Annotated in this window: 20 protein-coding genes; 13 read left to right on the forward strand and 7 right to left on the reverse strand. The window is 66.8% G+C overall.

The window, feature by feature from the left end:
• The first annotated feature begins 22 nt into the window (after positions 1-22).
• Entirely contained in the window at positions 23-856 is an 834-nt protein-coding gene (gene hpnD, locus FFS49_RS04455) for a presqualene diphosphate synthase HpnD (protein WP_105818622.1), read from the forward strand.
• A 10-nt stretch (positions 857-866) separates the two neighbouring features.
• Here hpnD and FFS49_RS04460 read toward each other — a convergent pair whose 3' ends face one another.
• The 3 genes from FFS49_RS04460 to FFS49_RS04470 all read right to left on the reverse strand — a co-directional run bounded on the left by FFS49_RS04460 (position 867) and on the right by FFS49_RS04470 (position 4,077).
• Positions 867-2,087, reverse strand: a complete 1,221-nt coding sequence (locus FFS49_RS04460) for a DUF1501 domain-containing protein (RefSeq protein WP_105818623.1) — start codon at positions 2,085-2,087, stop codon at positions 867-869.
• Between the two features lie 67 nt (positions 2,088-2,154).
• Positions 2,155-3,666, reverse strand: a complete 1,512-nt coding sequence (locus tag FFS49_RS04465) for a DUF1800 domain-containing protein (protein WP_105818683.1) — start codon at positions 3,664-3,666, stop codon at positions 2,155-2,157.
• Positions 3,667-3,798: 132 nt separating this feature from the next.
• Positions 3,799-4,077, reverse strand: a complete 279-nt coding sequence (locus tag FFS49_RS04470; protein WP_039342863.1) for a hypothetical protein — start codon at positions 4,075-4,077, stop codon at positions 3,799-3,801.
• Positions 4,078-4,344: 267 nt separating this feature from the next.
• On the opposite strand from FFS49_RS04470, the gene ompR reads away from it, so the two are divergent.
• The 4 genes from ompR (at position 4,345) to FFS49_RS04495 (ending at position 7,814) form a co-directional block, all read left to right on the forward strand.
• Entirely contained in the window at positions 4,345-5,070 is a 726-nt protein-coding gene (gene ompR / locus FFS49_RS04480; protein ID WP_004199523.1) for a two-component system response regulator OmpR, read from the forward strand.
• A gap of 40 nt (positions 5,071-5,110) precedes the next feature.
• Entirely contained in the window at positions 5,111-6,472 is a 1,362-nt protein-coding gene (locus FFS49_RS04485) for an ATP-binding protein (RefSeq protein WP_039342861.1), read from the forward strand.
• Between the two features lie 189 nt (positions 6,473-6,661).
• Positions 6,662-7,210: a peroxiredoxin gene (locus FFS49_RS04490; RefSeq protein WP_034181176.1), complete on the forward strand. Its 549-nt coding sequence runs from the start codon at positions 6,662-6,664 to the stop codon at positions 7,208-7,210.
• A gap of 76 nt (positions 7,211-7,286) precedes the next feature.
• A complete protein-coding gene (locus FFS49_RS04495) occupies positions 7,287-7,814 on the forward strand; it encodes a carboxymuconolactone decarboxylase family protein (protein WP_011352388.1) in 528 nt (175 codons plus the stop codon).
• Between the two features lie 139 nt (positions 7,815-7,953).
• Here the strand turns inward: FFS49_RS04495 and ispF are convergent, their stop codons facing one another.
• On the reverse strand, positions 7,954-8,439 hold the full coding sequence (gene ispF / locus FFS49_RS04500; RefSeq protein ID WP_039342858.1) for a 2-C-methyl-D-erythritol 2,4-cyclodiphosphate synthase: 486 nt from the start codon (positions 8,437-8,439) through the stop codon (positions 7,954-7,956).
• A 28-nt stretch (positions 8,440-8,467) separates the two neighbouring features.
• Positions 8,468-9,178 carry a 2-C-methyl-D-erythritol 4-phosphate cytidylyltransferase gene (gene ispD / locus FFS49_RS04505; RefSeq protein ID WP_011352390.1) on the reverse strand — a complete coding sequence of 237 codons (711 nt, stop codon included), beginning with the start codon at positions 9,176-9,178 and terminating at the stop codon, positions 8,468-8,470.
• 107 nt (positions 9,179-9,285) lie between these two features.
• Here ispD and mfd point away from each other — a divergent pair, with 107 nt between their 5' ends.
• The 4 genes from mfd (at position 9,286) to FFS49_RS04525 (ending at position 15,739) form a co-directional block, all read left to right on the forward strand.
• Positions 9,286-12,756, forward strand: a complete 3,471-nt coding sequence (mfd, locus tag FFS49_RS04510) for a transcription-repair coupling factor (protein WP_105818624.1) — start codon at positions 9,286-9,288, stop codon at positions 12,754-12,756.
• 105 nt (positions 12,757-12,861) lie between these two features.
• Positions 12,862-14,082 carry an acetylornithine deacetylase gene (gene argE, locus FFS49_RS04515; RefSeq protein WP_071334641.1) on the forward strand — a complete coding sequence of 407 codons (1,221 nt, stop codon included), beginning with the start codon at positions 12,862-12,864 and terminating at the stop codon, positions 14,080-14,082.
• A gap of 60 nt (positions 14,083-14,142) precedes the next feature.
• Positions 14,143-15,162 (forward strand): threonine/serine dehydratase, encoded by a 1,020-nt coding sequence (locus FFS49_RS04520; protein WP_046545939.1) that lies wholly within the window; start codon positions 14,143-14,145, stop codon positions 15,160-15,162.
• A 145-nt stretch (positions 15,163-15,307) separates the two neighbouring features.
• Positions 15,308-15,739 carry a DUF3574 domain-containing protein gene (locus FFS49_RS04525; RefSeq protein WP_105818625.1) on the forward strand — a complete coding sequence of 144 codons (432 nt, stop codon included), beginning with the start codon at positions 15,308-15,310 and terminating at the stop codon, positions 15,737-15,739.
• A gap of 88 nt (positions 15,740-15,827) precedes the next feature.
• On the opposite strand, the gene FFS49_RS04530 is transcribed toward FFS49_RS04525, so the two are convergent.
• Positions 15,828-18,344, reverse strand: a complete 2,517-nt coding sequence (locus FFS49_RS04530) for a penicillin-binding protein 1A (protein WP_137950996.1) — start codon at positions 18,342-18,344, stop codon at positions 15,828-15,830.
• A 443-nt stretch (positions 18,345-18,787) separates the two neighbouring features.
• On the opposite strand from FFS49_RS04530, the gene FFS49_RS04535 reads away from it, so the two are divergent.
• The 4 genes from FFS49_RS04535 (at position 18,788) to FFS49_RS04550 (ending at position 22,164) form a co-directional block, all read left to right on the forward strand.
• Positions 18,788-19,468, forward strand: coding sequence for a PspA/IM30 family protein (locus tag FFS49_RS04535; RefSeq protein ID WP_039342846.1), 681 nt, complete (start codon positions 18,788-18,790; stop codon positions 19,466-19,468).
• Positions 19,469-19,556: 88 nt separating this feature from the next.
• Positions 19,557-20,720: a tetratricopeptide repeat protein gene (locus FFS49_RS04540; protein WP_105818627.1), complete on the forward strand. Its 1,164-nt coding sequence runs from the start codon at positions 19,557-19,559 to the stop codon at positions 20,718-20,720.
• Positions 20,721-20,952: 232 nt separating this feature from the next.
• Positions 20,953-21,384 (forward strand): large conductance mechanosensitive channel protein MscL, encoded by a 432-nt coding sequence (gene mscL / locus FFS49_RS04545; RefSeq protein ID WP_006487991.1) that lies wholly within the window; start codon positions 20,953-20,955, stop codon positions 21,382-21,384.
• A 333-nt stretch (positions 21,385-21,717) separates the two neighbouring features.
• Positions 21,718-22,164, forward strand: a complete 447-nt coding sequence (locus FFS49_RS04550) for a hypothetical protein (protein ID WP_027784713.1) — start codon at positions 21,718-21,720, stop codon at positions 22,162-22,164.
• 66 nt (positions 22,165-22,230) lie between these two features.
• Here FFS49_RS04550 and FFS49_RS04555 read toward each other — a convergent pair whose 3' ends face one another.
• Positions 22,231-23,124, reverse strand: coding sequence for an NAD(P)-dependent oxidoreductase (locus tag FFS49_RS04555; protein WP_105818628.1), 894 nt, complete (start codon positions 23,122-23,124; stop codon positions 22,231-22,233).
• Positions 23,125-23,149: the final 25 nt, after the last annotated feature.

Genomic DNA, 23,149 nt, shown 5'->3' on the forward strand with positions numbered 1-23,149 from the left:
CGCCCCCCACACGATTCCGCCCGTGAACTTCGACGACTACTGTCAGCAAAAGGCCGCCCCTGCGGGCTCCAGCGTCTACTACGCGCTGCGTCAGGCGCCGCTCGCCACGCAGCCGCGCCTGACTGCGCTATTCGCGCTGCGCCGCGAACTCGAGGAAACCGTCAAGGAAACCAGCGACCCGACCGTCGGACACACGAAGCTCGCGTGGTGGCACAAGGAACTCGCGGCGCTGGCCGACGGTCAGCCGTCGCACCCGGTCACGAAGGCGCTTGCGCAGCATCATCCGGCGATCGCCGCCGAGGCCGACGCATTGCGTACGCTCGTCAACGGTTACGGGATGGATCTCGAACAGGCGCGCTACCTCGATTTCGCGAACCTGCAGCGTTATATCGCGCAGGCCGGCGGCACCTTCGCGTCGCTGGTCGCACGCGCAAGTTCGGCAAACCCGGCGGAACCGCAACCGTGGGCCGCGGACGCCGGCCGCGCACTGATGCTCGCGCAGTTCGTGCAGGACCTCGGCAACGATGCGCGCCACGGCCGCATCTACCTGCCGATCGACGAACTGCAGCGTTACAACGTGACCGCGGCCGATCTGCTGAACCGCCGCTACAGCCCGGCCTTCACCGAATTGCTGCAATTCCAGACGACCCGCGCGCGCGAAGCACTCGCGGCCGCCGAAGCGACGATCCCGGCATCCGAACGCCGCGCCCAGCGCACGCTGCGCGCGCAGATCGCACTGGCCGGCTCGCTGCTCGACGAAATCGAGCGCGACGGCTACCAGGTGCTGCATCAGCGCATCGCGCTGACACCGATCCGCAAGCTGTGGATCGCGTGGCGCGCCGCGCGCCGCCGCTGATCTCCACGCCTCACGCCTTCAGCAACGGCAGCGTCTCGAAGCGCTGCTGCAGCACGCGCGTCGCATCGAGCCCCCACCACGGCCCGAGCACGGTCGCGTAGAGCTGGCGGAAATCGACCGCGACCGGCAGGTTGCCGTTGCCGTCGAGCCGCCCGAGCGCCGGCGGCGCACCGTACAGCCCGCCGGCCACGCGGCCGCCCATCACGAAATGCGGCGCGGCCGTGCCGTGATCGGTGCCGTTGCTCTGGTTCTCGCGCACGTGCCGCCCGAATTCCGCATAGGTCATCACGAGCGTCTGGTTCCAGCGCCCGAGTTCGATCAACGCGCCGCGCATCGCGCTCATCCCTTCCGCGAACTGCTTGAGCAGCGCAGCCTGCTGCCCCGGCTGGTTCTGGTGCGTATCGAAGCCGTTGAGCGTCAGGCGCAGCACCGCGACACCATCCTGCGCACCAGGCCCGGACGCTTCGCACGCGGCCAGCACCTGCATCGCGGTCTTGACCGACGTGCCGAACGCGCCGGCCGGAAATGCGGTCCTGAATTCACGCATCCCGCCGCGCGGACGCAGCCGGTCCGCCGCCTTCACGATGTCGTTCTCGACGTCGATGATGTGTGCGAGCGCGGGGTTCTGTTCGCGCAGTGACGACGGCTCGGCAAGCCGGGCCGCACGAATGAACTGCGCGGGATTGACGAGCGCGATCGCTCGCGCACCGTTCGAGAGCGGCCCCATCTCGGCGCTGCCGAGCACGACGCCGTCGGCCGCGAAACCGGACGGCACGGGCGCCTGCGCGAACGTGCGCGTCAGCCAGCCTTCGTGCAGATATTGATCCGAGCGCGACGCGGTATCCCAGATCTCGATCGAGCGGAAATGCGACAGGTTCGGCTGCGGGTAGCCGACGCCCTGCACGACCGCGACCTGCCCGTCTCGCCACAGCGGCATCAGCGGCGCAAGCGATGGATGCAGCCCCGTGTGCGCGTCGAGTTGCAGCACCTGCTCGCGCTTGATGCCGATGCTGCGGCGGAACTGGTAATACAGCGGGTCCGCATACGGCACTACCGTGTTGAGGCCGTCGTTGCCGCCCTTCAGCTCGACGAGGATCAGCACGTTCGCATAACCTGCCGCCGCTTGGCGCCCCGCCTGCGCCACGGAAGCGGCCATCGCAGGCGCTTGCCACATCGACACGCCGGCCGCGGCCGCCGCGCCCGTCAGCGTCAGAAAATCACGTCGGTTCATCGCGCATCCTTTGGTTCACCGCCCGGCGTCTTTGCCGCACCGGCTCCCCGCTTCATCGTCGTTCGAATCATTTCAGTTGATAGGCCGGATCCATCAGCAGCGCCTCGAGATACGCGCTGCCGGTCGAATCCGTGTCGATCGCCGCGACCGGCGACAGCTGCAGCACCGCGTGCTGCAGCTGAAGCTCGGTCGACAAGCCCGCGATCGCCTGCGGCCGCGCGCGATATTGCGCAAGCCAGCGTTCGAGGTCGAAACGCAGGCCGGGACGCACGGGCTTGGCAGGCGTTCCGCGCATGTCGGCAGCGGACGCCGCATCGACCACCGGCATCGCATGCGCACGGCCATTCGGCGCATTCGGCGGCGGCACCATCGCATGCGCCGGCGGGTGCATGCCGGCCGTCTCCGTCGCGCGGAACAGCTGCTCGACGAACTGCTTGCGCGCGAGCAGCGTGGTGCTGTTGATCCACAGCGCGCCGCCGGGCCAGCCCTTCACGTTCGGCGGATAGAACAGGTTCTGCCCGAGCGTGCGCACGGTGTTCGCGAGCATCTGCGGATCGCCGTACGACACGTCGAACAGTCGCACCGACCCGACGACGAATTCCGCCGGCGACTTGACGAGCACGCCGCGATTGCGAGGATCCCAGAAGGCGTCGGTCGACCACAGCGCGGCGAGCGCCGCCCGAATGTCGTAGCCGCTCGAGCGAAACCGGTCGGCCACCACATCGAGCGCGCCCGGATCGGGGGTATCCGACACGAACTCGCGCCACAGCTTGGCGGCGATGAAACGCGCGGTGCCGGGCCGCTTCAGCAGGATGTCGAGAAAGCCGTCGCCATCGAACGGCCCCGTTTCGCCGAGAATCGTCTTGTCGCCGGCGTCGTGCAAATCCGGCCGAACCTCGAAGCGATAAGTATCGGGATCGACCGTCCAGCCCGTCATCGCACGCGCGGCCTCGGTCACGTCGTATTGCGTGTAATGCCCTTCGCCGAGCGTGAACAGTTCCATCACCTCGCGCGCGAAATTCTCGTTCGGGCGCCCCTTGCGATTGCTCGCGCCATCGAGGTACTGCAGCATCGCCGGATCCTTCGCGACCGCATGCAGCAGCACGCCGAAGTTGCCGAGCGCCTCGCGGCGAAACAGCGCGTTCTGCGCCGCCATCGTCTGCGGATAAGGCACCTTGTCCTGACCCGACGTGAAGTGCCCGTGCCAGAACAACGTCATGCGCTCGGTGAGCGGCGACGGCGTGACGATCATCTCGTTGACCCACGCCGCGCGCAGCGCATCGTACCGGACGTTGCGCTCGCGCTGCTCGTCGCGCCGCATGTCGGGCGTCAGCGCCTGGCGCTGCGCGCGCGTCGGCGGCAACTCGGCGATCCAGTCGGGCCAGGTCGTGACGGGGTCGCGGCGAACGTTGCCGAGCGTGTCGGCCACGACTTGCGCGCGCGTCATGCCGACGACGCGCGCGACATCGGTGGGCGCGGGAGAAAAACCGGTACGACTCAGGAAAAACAATGCATCGTCGGCGTCGAGCGGCGACTGCATGGCGGGCGACGGCGCCGGTGCGGCAGCGTTCGCTTTCATCGTCATGGACTCCCGGAGCGCACCGGCGGTGCGGATGCCGGTACAACGGCAATCGGCAGGCGAAAGTTGACGGAAAAATTGCTACGAAACTTTTCCGCGCGCTGAATTCCGCGCAGGGAGAAAGACGGCGTGTCAGCGCTTGTACAGCTCGCGAACGGCGTCCTCGATGTGCTGGCGCAAAAGGTGGCGTTCCTCGGGCGTCATGTGCCCGTCGCGGCGGCGCTGTTCGAGATCGGGAGGCACGGCGGAACGGACCGTCGTCTCGGCGGTACGATCCGACTGCGGCGCTTTGCCGCGCGGCAGCTTGCGCGACGATGCGCCCTGCTCGGGGCGCTGCGCATACGCGAAGTTCGACGCATACGGACCGGCAAGCGCGATCGTCAGCATCAGTGCAATCCGGGCAGATCGCATGACCGTCCTCGCTTCTTTGGTCGATTTGTTCCCTTCGTCACGCGGCAACCGGTTACCTCTGGTACTTGAAAAACCCTGCGGAATTCGGGTGTGCAAAGATGAATGATGGAGTGCAGGGGAGTATCTACCGAATTTCGGCTTCGAGTAAAGGAATCTCTATAGCCTGCCTTTACTCGGCGCGACACTACGGGTAAATTTTGTAACCGACTGTAACGCACGAAAATACGCGGCCGTGCGCCAATTCCCATTCGCGATAAGATGCCGATCATGGAAACGAAAAACCCCTCCAAGATTCTCGTCGTCGACGACGACCCGCGCCTGCGCGACCTGCTGCGCCGCTATCTCGGCGAGCAGGGTTTCAATGTCTACGTCGCGGAAAACGCGACCGCAATGAACAAGCTCTGGGTACGCGAGCGTTTCGACCTGCTCGTGCTCGACCTGATGCTCCCGGGCGAAGACGGCCTGTCGATCTGCCGCCGCCTGCGCGGCAGCAACGACCGCACGCCGATCATCATGCTCACCGCGAAGGGCGAGGATGTGGATCGCATCGTCGGCCTCGAGATGGGCGCCGACGATTACCTGCCGAAGCCGTTCAACCCGCGCGAACTCGTGGCGCGCATTCATGCGGTGCTGCGCCGCCAGGCGCCGGCCGAACTGCCGGGTGCGCCGTCGGAAACCACCGAGGTATTCGAGTTCGGCGAGTTCTCGCTGAACCTCGCCACGCGCACGCTGACGAAATCCGGCCAGGAAATTCCGCTCACCACCGGCGAATTCTCGGTGCTGAAGGTGTTCGCGCGTCATCCGCGCCAGCCGCTGTCGCGCGAAAAGCTGATGGAGCTCGCACGCGGCCGTGAATACGAAGTGTTCGACCGCAGCCTCGACGTGCAGATCTCGCGGCTGCGCAAGCTGATCGAACCGGATCCGGGCAGCCCGCGTTTCATCCAGACCGTCTGGGGCCTCGGCTACGTGTTCATCCCGGACGGCGCCGCCTGATCTTTTTCCTTTCCGGTTTCGCCCGCCCACGGCCCGTCCCATGCGTATCGACCGGCGCCTCCTGCAGCTCGCGTTCGGCGGGCTGTTCTGGCGCACCTTCCTGCTGATCGCGCTGCTGATCTCGGTCAGTCTTGCCGCGTGGTTCCAGAGCTTTCGCGTGATCGAGCGCGAGCCGCGTGCACAGCGCGTGGCTCTCCAGCTCGTCGCGATCGTGAAGCTCACGCGCACCGCCCTGCTCTACTCCGATCCCGATTTGCGGCGCGCGCTGCTGCAGGATCTCGAGAGCAACGAGGGCGTGCGCGTTTACCCGCGCGAGAAAACCGACAAGTTCAAGCTGCAGCCCGACGAGTCGCTGAACCGCCTGATCGAACACGACATCCGCAGCCGCCTCGGCGACGATACCGTGATCGCCCAGTCGGTCAACGACATTCCCGGCGTGTGGATCAGCTTCAAGATCGACGACGACGATTACTGGGTCGCGCTCGACCGCGACCAGCTCGACAGCGTCACGGGCCTGCAGTGGGCTGGCTGGGGGCTGTTCGCGCTCGCGTTGTCGCTGTTCGGCTCAGCGTTCATCACCAGCCTGGTGAACCGGCCGTTCTCGCGGCTCGCGCTTGCCGCACGGCAGATCGGCTCGGGCCAGACACCCGAGCTGCTACCCGAGCGCGGGATGGGCGTCGCGGCCGAGACCAACCGCAGCTTCAACCAGATGGTGCGCGACCTCGAACAGCTCGAGGCCGACCGCGCGCTGATGCTCGCGGGCATCTCGCATGACCTGCGCACGCCGCTCGCGCGGCTGCGGCTCGAAACCGAGATGAGCCCGTCCGACCAGGCGACCAAGGACGCGATGGTCGACGACATCGAGCAGATGGACCGCATCATCGCGGCCTTCATCGACTACGCGCGCCCGTCGCAACGCAAACCGGAACCCGTCGATCTATCGTCGATCGCGCAGGAAGTCGCCGCCCGCGTGTCGGGCGAGGATGGCGTCGAGATCCGCACGCGGCTCGCGCCGAGCGCGGTGATCGAAGCCGACGAGACCGACATGCGCCGCGTGATCGGCAACCTCGTCGAGAACGCGCGCAAGTACGGCCAGAGCAAGCAGGACGGCGTGTCGCGCATCACGCTCGAGACACGCGTGTCGCACGCGCGCGTCGAGCTGTCGGTGAGCGACGAAGGCCCCGGCATCCCCGAGGATCAACTGCCGCTCGTGATGCGGCCGTTCTACCGAGTGGACACCGCCCGCACCAAGGCGGACGGCACGGGCCTCGGGATGGCGATCGTGCTGCGCCTGGTCGGCCGCTATCGCGGCGCGCTGCGCCTGCGCAACCGCAACCCGGAAGCGGGCCTCGAAGTCACGCTCGAATTCCCCGGCGCCGGCAAGGCGCGTGCGACTGCGTGACGCGCTCGCGCACGCTTCTTGCACTGCACACTATCGATCCGGTTGAAAAAAGCTATGAGGGTCGTTAGTCAAAATCTATTGAAGCGCCTAACTAATAGTGTTATAGTTTTGCCCATGCTGTCACACCATCGTTGCAGCACCGAGGTAGCTTGACTCAGTCTTCTTCCCAACTCATACAGGAGTATCCGCATGAAAACCGTGGGCGATAAACTCGAAGCTTTCACCGTCGTAGCCGCGAAGCCGGGCTTCAACAATCACGAGGAAAACGGCCAGTCGGCATTCGAGACCGTCACCGAAGCGTCGTTCCCGGGCAAGTGGAAGATCATCTACTTCTATCCGAAGGATTTCACGTTCGTGTGCCCGACGGAAATCGTCGAATTCGCGAAGCTCACGAAGCAGTTCGAAGAGCGCGATGCCATCCTGCTGGGCGGCAGCTCGGACAACGAATTCGTCAAGCTCGCATGGCGCCGTGAGCACAAGGACCTCGACAAGCTGAACCACTACTCGTTCGGCGACGTCAAGGGCGAGCTGATCGACCAGCTCGGCGTGCGCGACAAGGAAGCCGGCGTGGCCCTGCGTGCAACGTTCATCGTCGATCCGGACAACACGATCCAGCACGTTTCGGTGAACAACCTGAACGTCGGCCGCAGCCCGGAAGAAGTCCTGCGGATTCTGGACGGCCTGCAAACGGACGAACTGTGCCCGTGCAACCGTGCAGTCGGCGGCGCAACGCTGTAAGCGCATCGATGCACGAAGCCCGCGGCGCACGTCCTGCCTGCGGGCTTTTTTAACGGCCAACCCATAGGAGATATCAATGGAATTCATCGACTCGATTAAGGCACGTATCCCCGACTACGCGAAGGACATTCGCCTGAACCTCGACGGCACGATCTCGCGCTCGTCGCTCGAAGGCACCGACGCGGTCGGTGTCGCGCTGGCGGCGGCCATCGCGGCGAAGAGCACGGTGCTCATCAAGACGATCCGCGAAGCCGGCGTCCTGTCGCCCGAAGAGACGAACGCCGTGCTGACGGCGGCCGCGCTGATGGGGATGAACAACACCTGGTATCCGTATGTCGAGATGGCCGACGATGCCGACCTGAAGACGCAACGCGCCGAGCTGCGGATGGGCGCGTATGCGACGCACGGCGGCGTCGACAAGCGCAAGTTCGAGATGTACGCGCTCGCCGCGTCGATCGTCGGCAAGTGCCACTTCTGCGTGAAGTCGCACTATGCGCTGCTGAAGAACGAGCAAGGGATGACCGTTACGCAGCTGCGCGACGTCGGCCGCATCGCGTCGGTGATCAACGCCGCCGCGCAAGTGATCGCCGCGGAAGGCGAATAAGCGGTTGCACCGCCCGGCCGGCGACCGCGCCGGCCCGGTAGTCGCTCCAAACGAAAATGCCACGCATCCGCGTGGCATTTTTCATTTCCGCAGCGCGGTGCGGCGCGGCGCGCGAACCGCGCGCCGCCGCAGCCCCGCGTCAGCCGCCCTGCTTCACCAGCAGCGCGGCGGCCTGCGCCTCGATCCCCTCGCCGCGGCCGAGATAGCCGAGCTTCTCGTTGGTCTTCGCCTTCACGTTCACGCGATCGAGCGGCAGCCCGAGATCGGCCGCGATGTTCGCGCGCATCCCGTCGATATGCGGCGCCAGCTTCGGCGCCTGGGCGATCACGGTGCTGTCGACGTTCTGGATCGTGAAACCGGCCGCCTTGATGCGTGCGGCGCACTCGCGCAGCAGCACGCGGCTGTCGGCGCCCTTGAACGCCGCGTCCGTGTCGGAGAAATGGCGGCCGATGTCGCCGAGCGCCGCCGCGCCGAACAGCGCGTCGGTGATCGCGTGCAACAGCACGTCCGCATCCGAGTGGCCGAGCAGGCCGCGTTCGTACGGAATCGTCACACCGCCGATGATGAGGGCGCGCCCCTCGACGAGCTGGTGCACGTCGTAGCCTTGTCCGATTCTGAAATCCATGCGTATTCCGATTGTGAGGGGGTGAATGTCAGGAAGCGTTCGTGGAACGCGCGAGGATCGCTTCCGCAAGCGCGAAATCTTCCGGGTACGTGACCTTGAAATTGCGCAGGCTGCCCTGCACGACGCGCGGCGTATGGCCGGCCCATTCGATCGCGCTCGCTTCGTCGGTCAGGTCGTGCCCTTCGCGCTGCGCGCGCAGGATCGCCTCGCGCAGCATGCCGATGCGGAACATCTGCGGCGTCTGCGCCTGCCACAGCGCGTCGCGCGACTCGGTGCGCGCGATCGCGTCGCCGCCGGCCGGCACGCGCTTGAGCGTATCGGCCACCGGCAGCGCGACGATGCCGCCGACCGGATCGTCCTTCAGCGTCGCGACGAGCGTGCGGATCAGTTCCGGCGTGATGCCCGGGCGGGCGGCGTCGTGCACCAGCACCCAGTCGTGGTCGGTCGCGCCGAATTCGGCCAGTTCGAGCAGCCCGTTCAGCACCGACGCCTGGCGCGAACCGCCGCCGCAGCGGCGCACCGCGAAGCGCAGGCCCGCGAAGCGCCGCGCGTCGAAATGGGAATCGTCGGGCGCGAGGACGACGAGCGTCTGCGCGAATTCGCTGCACGCGTCGAACGCGGCAAGCGTGTAGTGCAGCAGCGCACGGCCGGCCAGCGTGCGGTATTGCTTCGGCACGGCCGAGCCGGAACGGCTGCCGGTGCCGGCGCAGGGAATCAGGGCGAAAAGTCGGGGAGTCACGAAGGGAAACGCCGGTAAGATGAAATCGAGAAGCGGATTTTATAATAGGTCTTTCGTCTCGACCGGCGCACCGCGATGCGCCCGTGCACGCCACCCCTGTCGTCCCTATGCCAGATAACGCTTCCACCCCGTCCGCCTCGCCCGTTGCCCGCGTCAAGCCCGGCCAGCGCTTCGCCTTCGACGGCGCGCATGGTTCCGCCGACGCGCTCGCCATCGCCCGTTATCTCGCCGACAACCGCCAGGACGTGCCGCTCCTTGCGGTGATCTGCGCGAACGCGGTCGACGCGCAGCGGCTCTCGCAGGAAATCCGCTACTTTTCACCCGACGCGCGCGTGCGCCTGCTGCCGGACTGGGAAACGCTGCCGTACGACACGTTCTCGCCGCACCAGGACCTCGTGTCCGAACGTCTCGCGACGCTGCACGACCTCGGCGAGGGCCGCTGCGACATCCTGCTCGTACCCGCGACCACCGCGCTGTACCGGATGCCGCCTGCGTCTTTCATGGCCGCGTACACGTTCGCATTCGCGCAGGGCGAGCGGCTCGACGAGGCGAAGCTGAAGGCGCAGCTCACGCTGGCCGGCTACGAGCACGTAAGCCAGGTCGTGCGGCCCGGCGAATACTGCGTGCGCGGATCGCTGATCGACCTGTACCCGATGGGCTCGCCGCTGCCGTACCGGATCGACCTGTTCGACGACCAGGTCGACTCGATCCGCGCGTTCGACCCGGACACGCAGCGCAGCCTCTACCCGGTGCGCGACGTGCGTCTTTTGCCCGGCCGCGAGTTCCCGTTCGACGAAGCCGCGCGCACGGCCTTCCGCAGCCGCTGGCGCGAAACCTTCGAAGGCGACCCGAGCCGCGCGCCGATCTACAAGGACATCGGCAACGGCGTGCCGTCGGCCGGCATCGAGTACTACCTGCCGCTGTTCTTCGACGAAACCGCCACGCTGTTCCACTACCTGCCGCAGGATGCGCACCTCGTGTTCACCGGCGATCTCGAAGCGTCGATCCGCCGCTTCACGGCCGATACGAAGCAGCGCCATGCGTTCCTCGCGCACGATCGCGAGCGGCCGATCCTCGAACCGCAGCGCCTGTTCCTGTCCGACGAGGATTTCTTCGCATTCGCGAAGCCGTTCGCGCGCGTCGTGCTCCCGGCGCAGCCGGCCGGCGGCTGGGCAACGGGCCTGCCCGAACTCACGGTCGATCGCCATGCCGACGATCCGCTCGCCGCGCTGCGCACGTTCGTCGAATCGTCGGGCAAGCGCGTGCTGCTGACCGTCGAATCGGCCGGCCGCCGCGAGACGATCCTCCAACTGCTCGCCGAACACCATCTGCGCCCCACATCGAACGACCACTTCGCCGGCTGGCTCGAGAGCGACGCACGCTTCGCACTCGGCGTCGCGCCGCTCTCGAACGGCTTCGCGGTGCCGGGCGAAGGCTACGCGATCGTCACCGAGACCGAACTGTACGGCGCGCTCGGCCGCCGCGCGGGCCGCCGCCGGCAGGAACAGGCGAGCAACGTCGACGCGATGGTGCGCGACCTGTCGGAGCTGAAGGTGAGCGACCCGGTCGTCCACGCGCAGCACGGCATCGGCCGCTACATGGGCCTCGTGTCGATGGATCTCGGCGAAGGCGAGACGGAATTCCTGCATCTCGAATACTCGGGCGACAGCAAGCTCTACGTGCCGGTCGCGCAATTGCACGTGATCTCGCGCTACAGCGGCGCCGATCCCGACAGCGCGCCGCTGCACGCGCTCGGCTCCGGCCAGTGGGAGCGCGCGAAGCGCAAGGCCGCACAGCAGATCCGCGATACGGCCGCCGAGTTGCTGAACCTGTACGCGCGCCGCGCGGCCCGCGAAGGCCACGCGTTCTCGCTCGATCCGCGCGACTACGTGAAGTTCGCGGAAAGCTTCGGCTTCGAGGAAACGCCCGACCAGGCGGCCGCCATCGCGGCCGTGATCGGCGACATGACGAGCGGCAAGCCGATGGACCGCCTCGTGTGCGGCGACGTCGGCTTCGGCAAGACCGAGGTCGCGCTGCGCGCCGCGTTCATCGCGGTGCTGGGCGGCAAGCAGGTCGCGCTGCTGTCGCCGACCACGCTGCTCGCCGAGCAGCACACGCAGACCTTCGCCGACCGCTTCGCCGACTGGCCGGTGCGGATCGTCGAGCTGTCGCGCTTCAAGACCACGAAGGAAGTCAACGCGGCGATCGCGCAGATCAACGAAGGCAGCGTCGACATCGTGATCGGCACGCACAAGCTGCTGTCGTCGGACGTGCAGTTCAAGCGCCTCGGCCTCGTGATCATCGACGAGGAACACCGTTTCGGCGTGCGCCAGAAGGAAGCGCTGAAGGCGCTGCGTGCGGAAGTCGACGTGCTGACGCTCACCGCCACGCCGATCCCGCGCACGCTCGGGATGGCGCTCGAAGGGCTGCGCGATTTCTCGGTCATTGCAACCGCGCCGCAGAAGCGGCTCGCGATCAAGACCTTCGTGCGCCGCGAGGAAGAAAGCGTGATCCGCGAGGCGATGCTGCGCGAACTGAAGCGCGGCGGCCAGGTGTACTTCCTGCACAACGAGGTCGAGACGATCGAGAACCGCAAGGCGATGCTCGAGGCGCTCGTACCGGAAGCCCGCATCGTGATCGCGCACGGCCAGATGCACGAACGCGAGCTCGAACGGGTGATGCGCGACTTCGTCGCGCAGCGCGCGAACGTGCTGCTGTGCACGACCATCATCGAGACCGGCATCGACGTGCCGAGCGCGAACACGATCATCATGCACCGCGCGGACAAGTTCGGCCTCGCGCAGCTCCACCAGCTGCGCGGCCGCGTCGGCCGCTCGCATCACCAGGCCTATGCGTACCTGCTGGTCCACGATCCGCAGGCGCTGACCAAGCAGGCGCAGCGCCGGCTGGAAGCGATCCAGCAGATGGAGGAACTGGGCTCCGGCTTCTATCTTGCGATGCACGACCTCGAGATCCGCGGCACCGGCGAAGTGCTCGGCGACAAGCAGTCGGGCGAGATCCACGAGATCGGCTTCCAGCTCTATACGGACATGCTGAACGACGCGGTGAAGGCGCTGAAGAACGGCAAGGAGCCCGACCTCACCGCCCCGCTCGCCGCGACGACGGAAATCAACCTGCACGCGCCGGCGATCCTGCCGGCCGACTACTGCGCGGACGTGCAGGAGCGGCTGTCGCTGTACAAGCGGCTCGCGAACTGCGAGCACGGCGACGCGATCGACGGTATCCAGGAAGAGCTGATCGACCGCTTCGGCAAGCTGCCGCCGCAGGCGCACGCGCTCGTCGAGACGCACCGGCTGCGGATCGCCGCGAAGCCGCTCGGCATCGTGAAGATCGATGCGAGCGAGGTGGCGATCGGGCTGCAGTTCGAGCCGAATCCGCCGATCGATCCGATGCGGATCATCGAGATGGTGCAGAAGCATCGGCACATCAAGCTCGCGGGCCAGGACAAGCTGCGCATCGAGACGCGCTCGCCCGATCTCGCGATCCGCGTGTCGACGATCAAGGAAACCCTGCGCGCGCTCGGACCCAGGCAGGGAGCGACTGCCGTGGTGCGCTGACGCGATACTGACGGGTGCGGCGTTGCTGCACCGCACTGCGCCCGATGCGGGCGGGCCGACGCGTTTTTGAGTATGATTTTCCCATTCATCAGACGGAGTTTTGCCATGTCCACTCTCGACGCGACAGCGCCGTCCGCCGCAACCCAAGGCGACGCGTCGCTCGTCAGCCTGCCCTGGATCAAGCAACTGGTGTCGATCGACACGACGAGCCGTGTGCCGAACCTCGGCCTGATCGAAACGGTGCGCGACGCGCTCGCCGCGAAGGGCATCGCATCGACGATCACGCATGATCCGCGCGACGGCTGGGCGAACCTGTTCGCGACCGTGCCCGCGCACGACGGCTCGACGAACGGCGGCATCGTGCTGTCCGGGCATACCGACGTCGTGCCGGTCGACGGCCAGCAATGGGACAGCAACCCGTTCGCGCCGGAAATCCGCGACGGCCGCCTGTACGGCCGCGGCACCTGCGACATGAAGGGCTTCATCGGCGCGGCGCTCGCGCTGCTGCCCGAGATGCAGGCGACGAAGCTCGCGAAACCGATCCATTTCGCGCTGTCCTACGACGAGGAAATCGGCTGCGCAGGCGCGCCGCTGATGATTGCGGATCTCGTCAAGCGCGGCGTGCAACCGTCCGGCTGCATCGTCGGCGAGCCGACCAGCATGCGGCCGATCATCGCGCACAAGGGTATCAATGCTTACCGCTGCTGCGTGCGCGGCCACGCGGCGCATTCGTCGCTGACGCCGAAGGGGCTGAACGCGATCGAGTACGCGGCGCGCCTCATTTGCCACATCCGCGACATCGCCGAGCGCTTTCGCGCCGAAGGCCCGTTCGACGAACTGTATGACGTACCGTTCACGACCGCGCAGACGAGCACGATCCAGGGCGGCAACGCGATCAACACGGTGCCGGCCGAGTGCCGCTTCGACTTCGAGTTCCGCAACCTGCCAACGCTCGATCCCGAGCAGATCTTCACGCGCATCGAAGCGTATGCACGGGACACGCTGCTGCCGCAGATGCTTCGCGAGCATCCGAATGCCGCGATCGAATTCTCGAAGATCGCCGCGGCGCCCGGCCTCGACGCCACCGAACAGGCCGCGATCACGCAGCTCGTGCGCGCGCTGACGGCCGACCAGGACAAGCGCAAGGTCGCCTATGGCACCGAGGCCGGTTTGTTCCAACGTGCGGGCATCCCGAGCGTCGTGTGCGGGCCCGGCAACATCGAGCAGGCGCACAAGCCGAACGAATATGTCGAGCTTGCGCAGCTCGCCGGCTGCGAGCAGTTCCTGCGCAAGTTCATCCGCAGCATGTCGGTCGACGCGCACTGACTGCCCCCCGCCACGCCGGCCCGCGTGTGCGGGCCGGCCCACTTCGCCACCCGCCACGTCATGTCGACTGAACAACAGGGCACCGCCCATACGACGATCGACGGCGAGCCGATCCCGACGCTCGACGAAATCGCCGCGCAGCATTTCGCGCTGTCACCGTGGGTCGCGCGCACCCCCGTGTTCGAGCGCGCCGACCTGCCTTCCCTCGAAGGCACGCACGTCAACTTCAAGTTCGAGCTGCTGCAGGTGAGCGGCAGCTTCAAGGCGCGCGGCGCGTTCACGCACCTGCTCGCGCTCGACGAAGCCCGCAAGAACGCCGGCGTCACCTGCGTGTCGGCCGGCAATCACGCGGCGGCCGTCGCGTATGCGGCGATGCGGCTCGGCAGCAGCGCCAAGGTCGTGATGTTCCACACCGCAAGCCCGTCGCGCATCGCGCAGTGCAAGCAGTACCGCGCGGAAGTCGTGCTGGCCGGCAGCGCGTCGCAGGCATTCGACCTGGTCCGGCGGATCGAGGCCGAGGAAGGCCGCTTCTTCATCCATCCGTTCAACGGCTATCACACGATTCTCGGCACCGCGACGCTCGGCTACGAATGGGCGACGCAGACTCCGGACCTCGACGCGGTGATCGTGCCGATCGGCGGCGGCGGGCTCGCGGCCGGCATGGCGACCGCGTTGCGGCTCGCGAATCCGCGCGTGCACGTGTACGGTGTCGAGCCGGAAGGCGCCGACGCGATGAGCCGCAGCTTCGCGGCAAATCACACGATCAAGATGAGCGCGATGCAGACGATCGCCGATTCGCTGATGGCGCCGCATACCGAGGAATACAGCTACCAGCTGTGCCGACGCCACGTCGACCGCATCGTCACCGTGTCCGACGACGCGCTGCGGGCCGCGATGCTGTTCCTGTTCTCGCAACTGAAACTGTCGGTCGAACCGGCGTGCGCGGCTGCGCTGGCCGCCCTGCTCGGCCCGCTGCGCGAAACGCTGCAGGGCAAGCGCGTCGGCGTGCTGCTATCGGGCACCAATACCGACCCCGCCACGCTCGGCATGCATCTCGCGCACGCGAAACTGCAGCACTGACCCCACGTCGGGCACGCGTGGACGAACCTAGGGTTATCCCCAGATTATGTTGACAGCCCTGTTGATAACCCGCCGGACAAGCACGCAAGTGGTTGAGCGCGCAGCGTTTTGCGCACGTGGAGGTCGATCGTCACGAAATGGGCAGATGCGGTCGCTGGCCGCATGTGTCATGGCGATCGCACTGCTCGCCGGTTGCGCGGCACCGCCGTCGCCCGTCGTCGGCACATCGCCGGCCTGCACGCAGCCGGGCGAAAACCGCATGCTGCAGGCCGACCTGCTGTTCGGGCGCGACATCACGGGGCGCGGCCCCGTCACCGATGCGGAGCGCGCGGCATTCCTCGCCGATACGGTCACCCCACGGTTCCCCGACGGCCTCACCTACTGGGACACGCACGGCCAGTGGCGCGACCGGGCCAGCGGCGGGATCACGCGCGAAGACAGCTTCGTGATCCGTATCATCGCGGACGACACGCCCGATACACGTGCGCGGCTCGCCGCGATCCGGCAAGCGTACATGCAGCGATTCCACCAGCAATCGGTCGGCATGACCGTCGTGCCCGCCTGCGCATCGTTCTGATTTCCCCCTTCTCCGCCTGCCGGCCATTCGCGCAAAAAAAACGGGCGCCCGAAGGCGCCCGTCGCATGCTGGAACAGCAGCGTGCCGCTTACTTGTTCTCGAACATGTCCATGATCTGCTGCTTCTCCTGCGGCGTGACGGGCGGCGGCGCAAGCCCCGCCGCACCGGCCGAGCCGAGTGCGTCGTTCGCGCTGATCGCGTTCTCCGCCGGGTTGATGTCGACGTTCGCGACGAAGCCGTTGCCCGGCGTGCGATCGGCGTAGTACAGCTCGCCGTCGATCGAGGTCAGGCCGTCCGGCATCGGCATCTGCTGCTCGGGTACACCGTTCAGCGCGGTGCGCATGTAGTTCACCCAGATCGGCAATGCGAGCTGCGCGCCGAATTCTCGGCTGCCGAGGCTCTTCGGCTGGTCGAAACCCATCCACGCGACCGCGACGAGCGACTGCTGGTAGCCGGCGAACCAGCCGTCCTTCGCGTCGTTCGTCGTACCCGTCTTGCCCTGCAGGTCGCTGCGGCCCAGTACGTTGGTGCCCGCGCCCGTACCGGCCGTCGCGACCGAATGCAGCAGGCTGTTCATCACGTACGCGTTGCGGCCTTCGATCGTGCGCGGCGCCGTGCTGCCCGCCAGCACCGGCTGCGACTTCTGCAGCGCCTGGCCGCGTGCGTCGTCGACTTCGGCGATCAGGTACGGATCGACCTTGTAGCCACCGTTCGCGAACACCGCATAGCCGGTTGCCAACTGCAGCGGCGTCACGAGGCCCGCGCCGAGCGCCATCGGCAGGTAAGGCGGCGTCTTCGCGGGATCGAAACCGAAGCGCTGCGTCACGTACTGCTGCGCGTACTGCGTACCGATCGACGCGAGGATCCGGATCGACACGAGGTTCTTCGAACGCTGCAGGCCGGTGCGCATCGTCATCGGGCCGTCCGGCTGGTCGTCGTCCTTCGGCTCCCATGCGGTGCCGCCCGGGACGCTCGGCGGGAAGTACAGCGGCGCATCGTTGATCATCGTCGCCGGCCCCATGCCCTTGTCGAGCGACGCCGAGTAGATGAACGGCTTGAACGACGAGCCCGGCTGCCGCCAGGCCTGCGTCACGTGGTTGAACTTGCTCTTGTTGAAGTCGAAGCCGCCGACGAGCGAACGGATCGCGCCGTCCTGCGGCGCGATCGCGACGAGCGCGCCTTCGACCTGCGGCAGCTGCACGACCTGCCAGCCCGTCTTGCCGTCCTTCAGCACGCGCACGACGGAGCCCGGCTTGATGCGCAGCGTGTCGTTCGCGCGGGGGCTGAGCGCGCCCGCCACGAAGCGCAGCCCGGCCGGGCCGATCGTCGTGTTCGCGCCGCCGACGAACTGCACCTCGACCGCGTTCGGCGATGCCGACAGCACGACCGCCGACTGCAGATCGCCGTTGTCCGGGTGATCGGCGAGCGCGTCGTCGATCGCCTCGTCGCGGTCGTCGCCGGCCGCGGGCAGCTTGATCGACGCTTCCGGCCCGCGATAGCCGTGGCGGCGCTCGTAGTCGAGAATGCCGCGGCGCACGGCCTGGTAAGCGGCTTCCTGGTCGGACGAGTTGATCGTCGTCGTGACGGTCAGCCCGCGCGTATAGGTTTCGTCCTTGTACTGCTGGTACATCATCTGCCGCACCATCTCGGCGACGTACTCGCCGTGCACCGCGTACTGGTTGCCCGGCGTGCGCACGTGGATCTCTTCCTTCACGGCCGCGTCGTACTGCGGCTGCGTGATGTAGCCGACCTCGAGCATGCGCTTCAGGATGTACTCCTGGCGCACCTTCGCGCGCTTCGGATTGACGACCGGGTTATACGCGGACGGCGCTTTCGGCAGCCCCGCGAGCATCGCGGCTTCGGCCAGCGTGATGTCCTTCAGGTCCTTGCCGAAATACACGCGCGCGGCGGCCGCGAAGCCGTACGAGCGCTGGCCGAGATAGATCTGGTTCATGTACAGCTCGAGAATCTGGTCCTTCGTCAGGGCCTTCTCGATCTTGTACGCGAGCAGCATTTCGTAAATCTTGCGCGTGTAGGTCTTCTCGCTCGACAGGAAGAAGTTGCGCGCGACCTGCATCGTGATCGTGCTAGCGCCCTGGCGCGCGCCGCCGTGCATCAGGTCGGCGACACCGGCGCGCAGGATGCCGACGAAGTCGACGCCGCCGTGTTCGTAAAAGCGGTAGTCCTCGATCGCGAGCACCGCCTTCTTCATCACGTCCGGAATGTCCTGGAAGCGCACGAGGCTGCGGCGCTCCTCGCCGAACTCGCCGATCAGCACGTGGTCGGCCGTGAATACGCGCAGCGGCACCTTCGGCTGGTAGTTGGTCAGCGCATCGAGCGACGGCAGCTGCGGCGCCATCACGACCAGCGCGTAGCCGACGATCAGCGCGCCGACGATCGCCAGCGTCGCGATGAGGCCGGCGAACCACAGCATGACGCGCGAGCCGAACGAGCGACCGCGCCCTCCGCCGCCGCTGCGCTGGGTGCGGCGGCCGTCGTCGCGATCGTCGTCATCGGGGTAATAGGCTCCGGACGGCGAACGGCGCAGCGTGTAGTGGGGTTCGTTCCTGTCGGAAGAAGAAGGCGGTCGTTTGATAATTGGCATGTCGGAATGGCGGGCGGTCGTGGCGCCCTCGGACGCATGCGGAAATGCAGGCGAATGAATCAGAGCGGATACAGCGTGATGCGGCTGTCACGTCGACAGACCCCGCCGCGCGGCGATCCGTTCCCGCGACGGGACAGCGCATTTTAATGAAATCGACCGGATGCCTTCGCGATTTTTTGTAAAAATTCCCGCAATGCCGTGATTTGAGGAACGTATTGTCGTCATCCTCTGCCTATCATGGACACGCAATATCACGCGCACGGCGGATTTTCTTTCAATCGCGAAAGGTTCGACATCCTGATGCGCCAGCCGCTTGAACTCGCGCGTTTAAGCCGTATTTAAGTGAACCGGTGGTGTAATATCCGCCGGCTCATGCGGGTCGGAACCGGCTCGCAACGGGCACTGCCGCTCTCACGCGGCGCCTATCAACCACGGAGGATTTCATGTCGCTTTTCGACTCTGTTTCGCGCACGATCAAAGGCCTGCTGAACGATGCGGCCGATTCGGTACAGGATCCGTCGCGCGACGCACGGCAGATCGTGCGGGAGCTCGACGACAGCATCGGCCGTGCCGAGAATTCGCTGATCGAGATCGAGGCACAGGTCGCGACCCAGCGCAGCAAACGCGATGCGGCCGACGACAAGGTGAAGAAGTACGAGGAAGGCGCGAAGCGCGCGCTGCAGGCCGGCGATGAAGCACTCGCCCGCGAGGCGCTCGGCGCGCAGTCGAACGCGGAAGCCGAGCGCGACGCGCTCGCAGCGGAATTGACGACGCTCGAGCCGTCGGTCGACAAGCTGAAGGGGCAGATCGCCGACATGCGTCAGCGCCGCAACGACCTGAATGCCCGCTCGAACATCCTGCAGGCCAAGCAGGAGATCGCGCAGGCGAAGGACGTCGCGGCCAGCGCGCTGGGCGGCATCGGCGGCAAGAACCTGTCCGAGGACTTCCAGAAGCTCGAGGACAAGGTCGCGCTGCAGAACGCACGCTCGGACGCGCGCCTGAATTCGGCCGACACGTCGAGCGGCAAGGCGCTCGACGACAAGCTCGCCGCGCTGAACAAGGGCCCGTCGGTCGAGGATCGCCTCGCCGCGCTGAAGAAGCAGCTCGACACGCCCGCGCAGTAACGATATCTGCGGGCCACCGCGCCGCCGTCCGCCCCGGGCGCGGCGCGAACCGATCGTCAGGAGACGGGCGCCTGCGCCCGGTTCGACCATGAAGAAATCTCTCGCCGCACTCGGCCTCTCGCTGATGTTGCTGTCGTCCGCCGCGTTTGCGGTCCCGTCGCTGCAGCAGGTCGAGCAGTCGATCGCGCAACGCAACTGGCAGCAAGCCGACACGCAGCTGTCGCAAGTCATCGACGCCCATCCGAACAACGCGCATGCGCGCTACCTGTACGCACAGGTGCTGGACCGCGAAGGCCGCGCGTCCGACGCACTCGCGCAGTTGCAGCGCGCAAAATCGCTCGATCCGCAACTCAAGTTCACCGATGCTTCGCGCTTCGCGCAGACCGAGTCGCGCATCCGCGCCGACGCGGCACGCGTGAGCGGCAACGTGCCGTCGGCCACGCAGGCCGGCACGCTGCAATCGTCGCTCGCGCCCGCCGTCGCGCCGGCCGAAAAACACGGCCCGTCGACCGGCATGTGGATCGGCTTTGGGCTGATCGCTGCGGTGATCGCGCTGGTGCTGCGCTGGACGCTGCGGCGCGCACGCACGGCCGACGACAGCCGCGCCGACGACGAACGCCGCTCGCAGCTCAAGCGCGCCACCGACGTGTTGAACGACATCCGCCCGCTGAAACTCGACGCGAAGCTGTCGACGGCGCCCGGCGCCGCGGCACTCACGGGCGAACTCGAAGCGATCGAGACCGATGCGCGCACGCTCGTCGAATCGCTGTCGAACGGCAAGAATCCGGTGCCGCCGTATCGCGTCGACGAACTCGAACAGCGTCATGCGAGCGTGAAGGCACGCATCGAAGGCCGTCCCGATCCGGCCGCGCAGCCCGCGGCGCCGGCGAACGGCAGCGGCTCCGTGTATGCGCAGGAAGCCGATCGCATGACGGGCGCGCAAGGCCAGCCGTACCCGCAGCAGCCCTACCCGCAACAGCAACCGCCGGTGGTGATCCAGCAAGGCGGCGGGGGTTTCGGCGGCGGCATGGGCGGGTTGCTGACCGGTGTGTTGCTCGGCGAGGCGATGTCGGGCGGCCGCGAGCGCGTGGTCGAACGCGACGTGATCGTCGACGGCGAGCGCCGCCGGCAGGACAACGACCCGGGCTTCGACCTCGGCCGCGGCGACAGTTCGAACTGGAGCGACGGCAACGGTGGCGGCGGCATGGATCTCGGCAGCAACGACGACGGCTGGACCGACGACAACACCTGACGCCACGCAGCGCGTCGACGCACCCGCGACGCGCTGCCACGCACGCCACGCTCCCCTGCATGGCCGGCCGCGCCGACGCGCGGATTTGTCAATCATTTCAAGATGGACTACCGGCAATGGGGAGCGTTCGCTATCATGCGGCCATCGGCGTGCCACCGACCCTCATTCGACGCTCTGCATCCCTGCGCGTCGCGGCACGCCTCCTCTCGCCCCAAACAGGAGAAAGCCGCTCATGAGCATCATCAAGGAATTCAAGGAGTTCGCCGTCAAGGGCAACGTCATGGATCTCGCCGTCGGCGTGATCATTGGCGGCGCGTTCTCGAAGATCGTCGACTCGGTCGTGAAAGACCTCATCATGCCGGTCATCGGCGTGCTGACCGGCGGCCTGGATTTCTCGAACAAGTTCGTTCTGCTCGGCACCATTCCCCCGACGTTCAAGGGTAATCCCGATTCGTTCAAGGACCTGCAGGCCGCGGGTGTCGCCGCGTTCGGCTACGGCTCGTTCATCACGGTGGCAATCAATTTCGTCATCCTCGCGTTCATCATTTTCCTGATGGTGAAATTCATCAACAAGCTGCGCAAGCCGGAAGAAGCCGCGCCGGCCGCGACGCCGGAAGACACGGTGCTGCTGCGCGAGATCCGCGATTCGCTGAAGCAGCGCTGATCGCCAGGCGCCCCGCCAGCCAGGCCCGCCCCGTGCGGGCCTTTTTATTGCGTGCGCGATGCACCGCCGCATGCGGCCTATCTCACTTTTTTGTGACGGGCGAATGCACGCGCGGGGAAAGCAGGTCTATGATGGAGACTAAACGACAGTACGGGCGCCAAGACGCTGGCTGTGTCGATCATGGCGAGCAGGTCGACGGGAGACATTGATCGTCGTACTGCACGAAGGCAGCATTTTCGTGTGCTATAAAGGATCGACATGCGGCGTACATAGCCGGGAGTGGGTCGCATGAAAGTGCCGCATTTCTTGCAATTGTTTTTGAGGCGAGTGTTTATGTCCTTCCCGAAAAAACGTCGGCGTGCCCAGCAGGATGGCCAGGAGTCATTCCTCGCGGTATTGCGCCACTCGAAACCGTTTGCCCAGCTCGACACCAAGATTGCCCGCGCCCGTGCGCAGGACGAGCCCGTCCTGTACGCACATGTGCTGCCCGGTCTCGACGTGCTCCTGTGCAGCGTGCGCGGCGCCCAGCCGCCTTATCCCGCCATCGCCGAACTGCGCAAGCGCTGCATCGAGTCGATCGCCAACGCGCTCGAGCAGCCGCTGGACGGCCTCGAGAACGGCGGATACTGGTATGAAGCAAACGGCTTCGGCTTCCTCGTGTTCGCCAGCCGTGCGCGTGCGCGCATCCTGCCCGAGTTTGGTGCAGGCACGAAAGCGAGCCTGCGCGGCGGGCTCGGCCGCCAGAACGCCGGCGACACGACACCACGCTCCCTCGGCTGATCGCCCCGCCATTCGATGGGCCGCCTCCGCGCGGCCCATCTGCCATTCACACGCCCCGCTTGTCCGTCACGACGCCTGCCGGCGGCCGTTGCCCGGCCGCACGATGTCGATGAACGCGGCGAAATCGGCGCCGGCGAGCCCCTGCGCAGCGCCGAGCCGCAATACTTGCTGCACGGTGGCCGACACGGGCATCACGGCACCCGTGTCGCGCGCCGCGTCGGCGATTGCGTCGACATCCTTCTGGAAAGTACTCAGCGCGCCGATCGGCGGATGACCGCCCGACGTCATGCGCGGCACGAACGTCTGCAGCAGCACCGAATCGGCCCAGCCGCCGGCCAGCGCTTCGGCGAGTCGCGCGGCGTCGATGCCGCTTGCCTGCGCCAGGCCGACCGCCTCGGCGATCGCGGTGACCGTCGCGGTCACGATCGCCTGGTTGCACAGCTTCGCCGTCTGGCCCGCGCCCGCGTCGCCCATGTGCGTGATGCGCGACGCGTACGTATCGATCAGCGCTCGCACCGCGTCGAGATCGGCCGCGCGGCCGCCGGCCATCACCGCGAGCGTGCCGGCCTGCGCGCCGGGCACGCCGCCCGACACCGGCGCATCGACCCAGCCGACCCCGAGCGCGGCCGCACGCGCCGCGTAGTCGCGCGTGGCGGCGGGCGGAATGCTCGAATGATCGACGATGCGCTGCACGCGGCGCGCGCCCGCATCACCGGAAAGCAGCCCGTGCTCGCCGAACACGACATCGCCCACCGCGCGCCCGTCGAGCACGCACACGAATACCGTCTCGACGCGCTCGGCCAGTTCGCGCGGCGTACCGACTACCTGCGCCCCGTCGTTCACGAGCGCCTCGGCCTTCTCGCGCGAACGATTCCATACGCTCACGCGATGCCCGGCCGCCAGCAAATGCCGAATCATCGGCGCGCCCATCAATCCCGGTCCGCAAAATCCGACTTCCACGATGTTCCTCGTCTCCGATATGGGT

Origin of the sequence: Burkholderia sp. 4NA327C6, assembly GCF_005502655.1 — a bacterium.
Lineage (GTDB): Bacteria > Pseudomonadota > Gammaproteobacteria > Burkholderiales > Burkholderiaceae > Burkholderia > Burkholderia contaminans.

Excerpts from the sequence above, each read along its gene's own strand:
- mfd (WP_105818624.1), top strand. The coding sequence starts at position 9,286 with ATGCCAGATAACGCTTCCACCCCGTCCGCCTCGCCCGTTGCCCGCGTC.
- FFS49_RS04490 (WP_034181176.1), top strand. The coding sequence starts at position 6,662 with ATGAAAACCGTGGGCGATAAACTCGAAGCTTTCACCGTCGTAGCCGCG.
- FFS49_RS04465 (WP_105818683.1), bottom strand. The coding sequence starts at position 3,666 with ATGAAAGCGAACGCTGCCGCACCGGCGCCGTCGCCCGCCATGCAGTCG.
- FFS49_RS04540 (WP_105818627.1), top strand. The coding sequence starts at position 19,557 with ATGAAGAAATCTCTCGCCGCACTCGGCCTCTCGCTGATGTTGCTGTCG.
- ispF (WP_039342858.1), bottom strand. The coding sequence starts at position 8,439 with ATGGATTTCAGAATCGGACAAGGCTACGACGTGCACCAGCTCGTCGAG.
- FFS49_RS04550 (WP_027784713.1), top strand. The coding sequence starts at position 21,718 with ATGTCCTTCCCGAAAAAACGTCGGCGTGCCCAGCAGGATGGCCAGGAG.
- argE (WP_071334641.1), top strand. The coding sequence starts at position 12,862 with ATGTCCACTCTCGACGCGACAGCGCCGTCCGCCGCAACCCAAGGCGAC.
- FFS49_RS04525 (WP_105818625.1), top strand. The coding sequence starts at position 15,308 with ATGCGGTCGCTGGCCGCATGTGTCATGGCGATCGCACTGCTCGCCGGT.
- FFS49_RS04520 (WP_046545939.1), top strand. The coding sequence starts at position 14,143 with ATGTCGACTGAACAACAGGGCACCGCCCATACGACGATCGACGGCGAG.
- FFS49_RS04535 (WP_039342846.1), top strand. The coding sequence starts at position 18,788 with ATGTCGCTTTTCGACTCTGTTTCGCGCACGATCAAAGGCCTGCTGAAC.
- FFS49_RS04485 (WP_039342861.1), top strand. The coding sequence starts at position 5,111 with ATGCGTATCGACCGGCGCCTCCTGCAGCTCGCGTTCGGCGGGCTGTTC.
- mscL (WP_006487991.1), top strand. The coding sequence starts at position 20,953 with ATGAGCATCATCAAGGAATTCAAGGAGTTCGCCGTCAAGGGCAACGTC.
- FFS49_RS04460 (WP_105818623.1), bottom strand. The coding sequence starts at position 2,087 with ATGAACCGACGTGATTTTCTGACGCTGACGGGCGCGGCGGCCGCGGCC.
- FFS49_RS04495 (WP_011352388.1), top strand. The coding sequence starts at position 7,287 with ATGGAATTCATCGACTCGATTAAGGCACGTATCCCCGACTACGCGAAG.
- FFS49_RS04470 (WP_039342863.1), bottom strand. The coding sequence starts at position 4,077 with ATGCGATCTGCCCGGATTGCACTGATGCTGACGATCGCGCTTGCCGGT.
- ompR (WP_004199523.1), top strand. The coding sequence starts at position 4,345 with ATGGAAACGAAAAACCCCTCCAAGATTCTCGTCGTCGACGACGACCCG.
- FFS49_RS04530 (WP_137950996.1), bottom strand. The coding sequence starts at position 18,344 with ATGCCAATTATCAAACGACCGCCTTCTTCTTCCGACAGGAACGAACCC.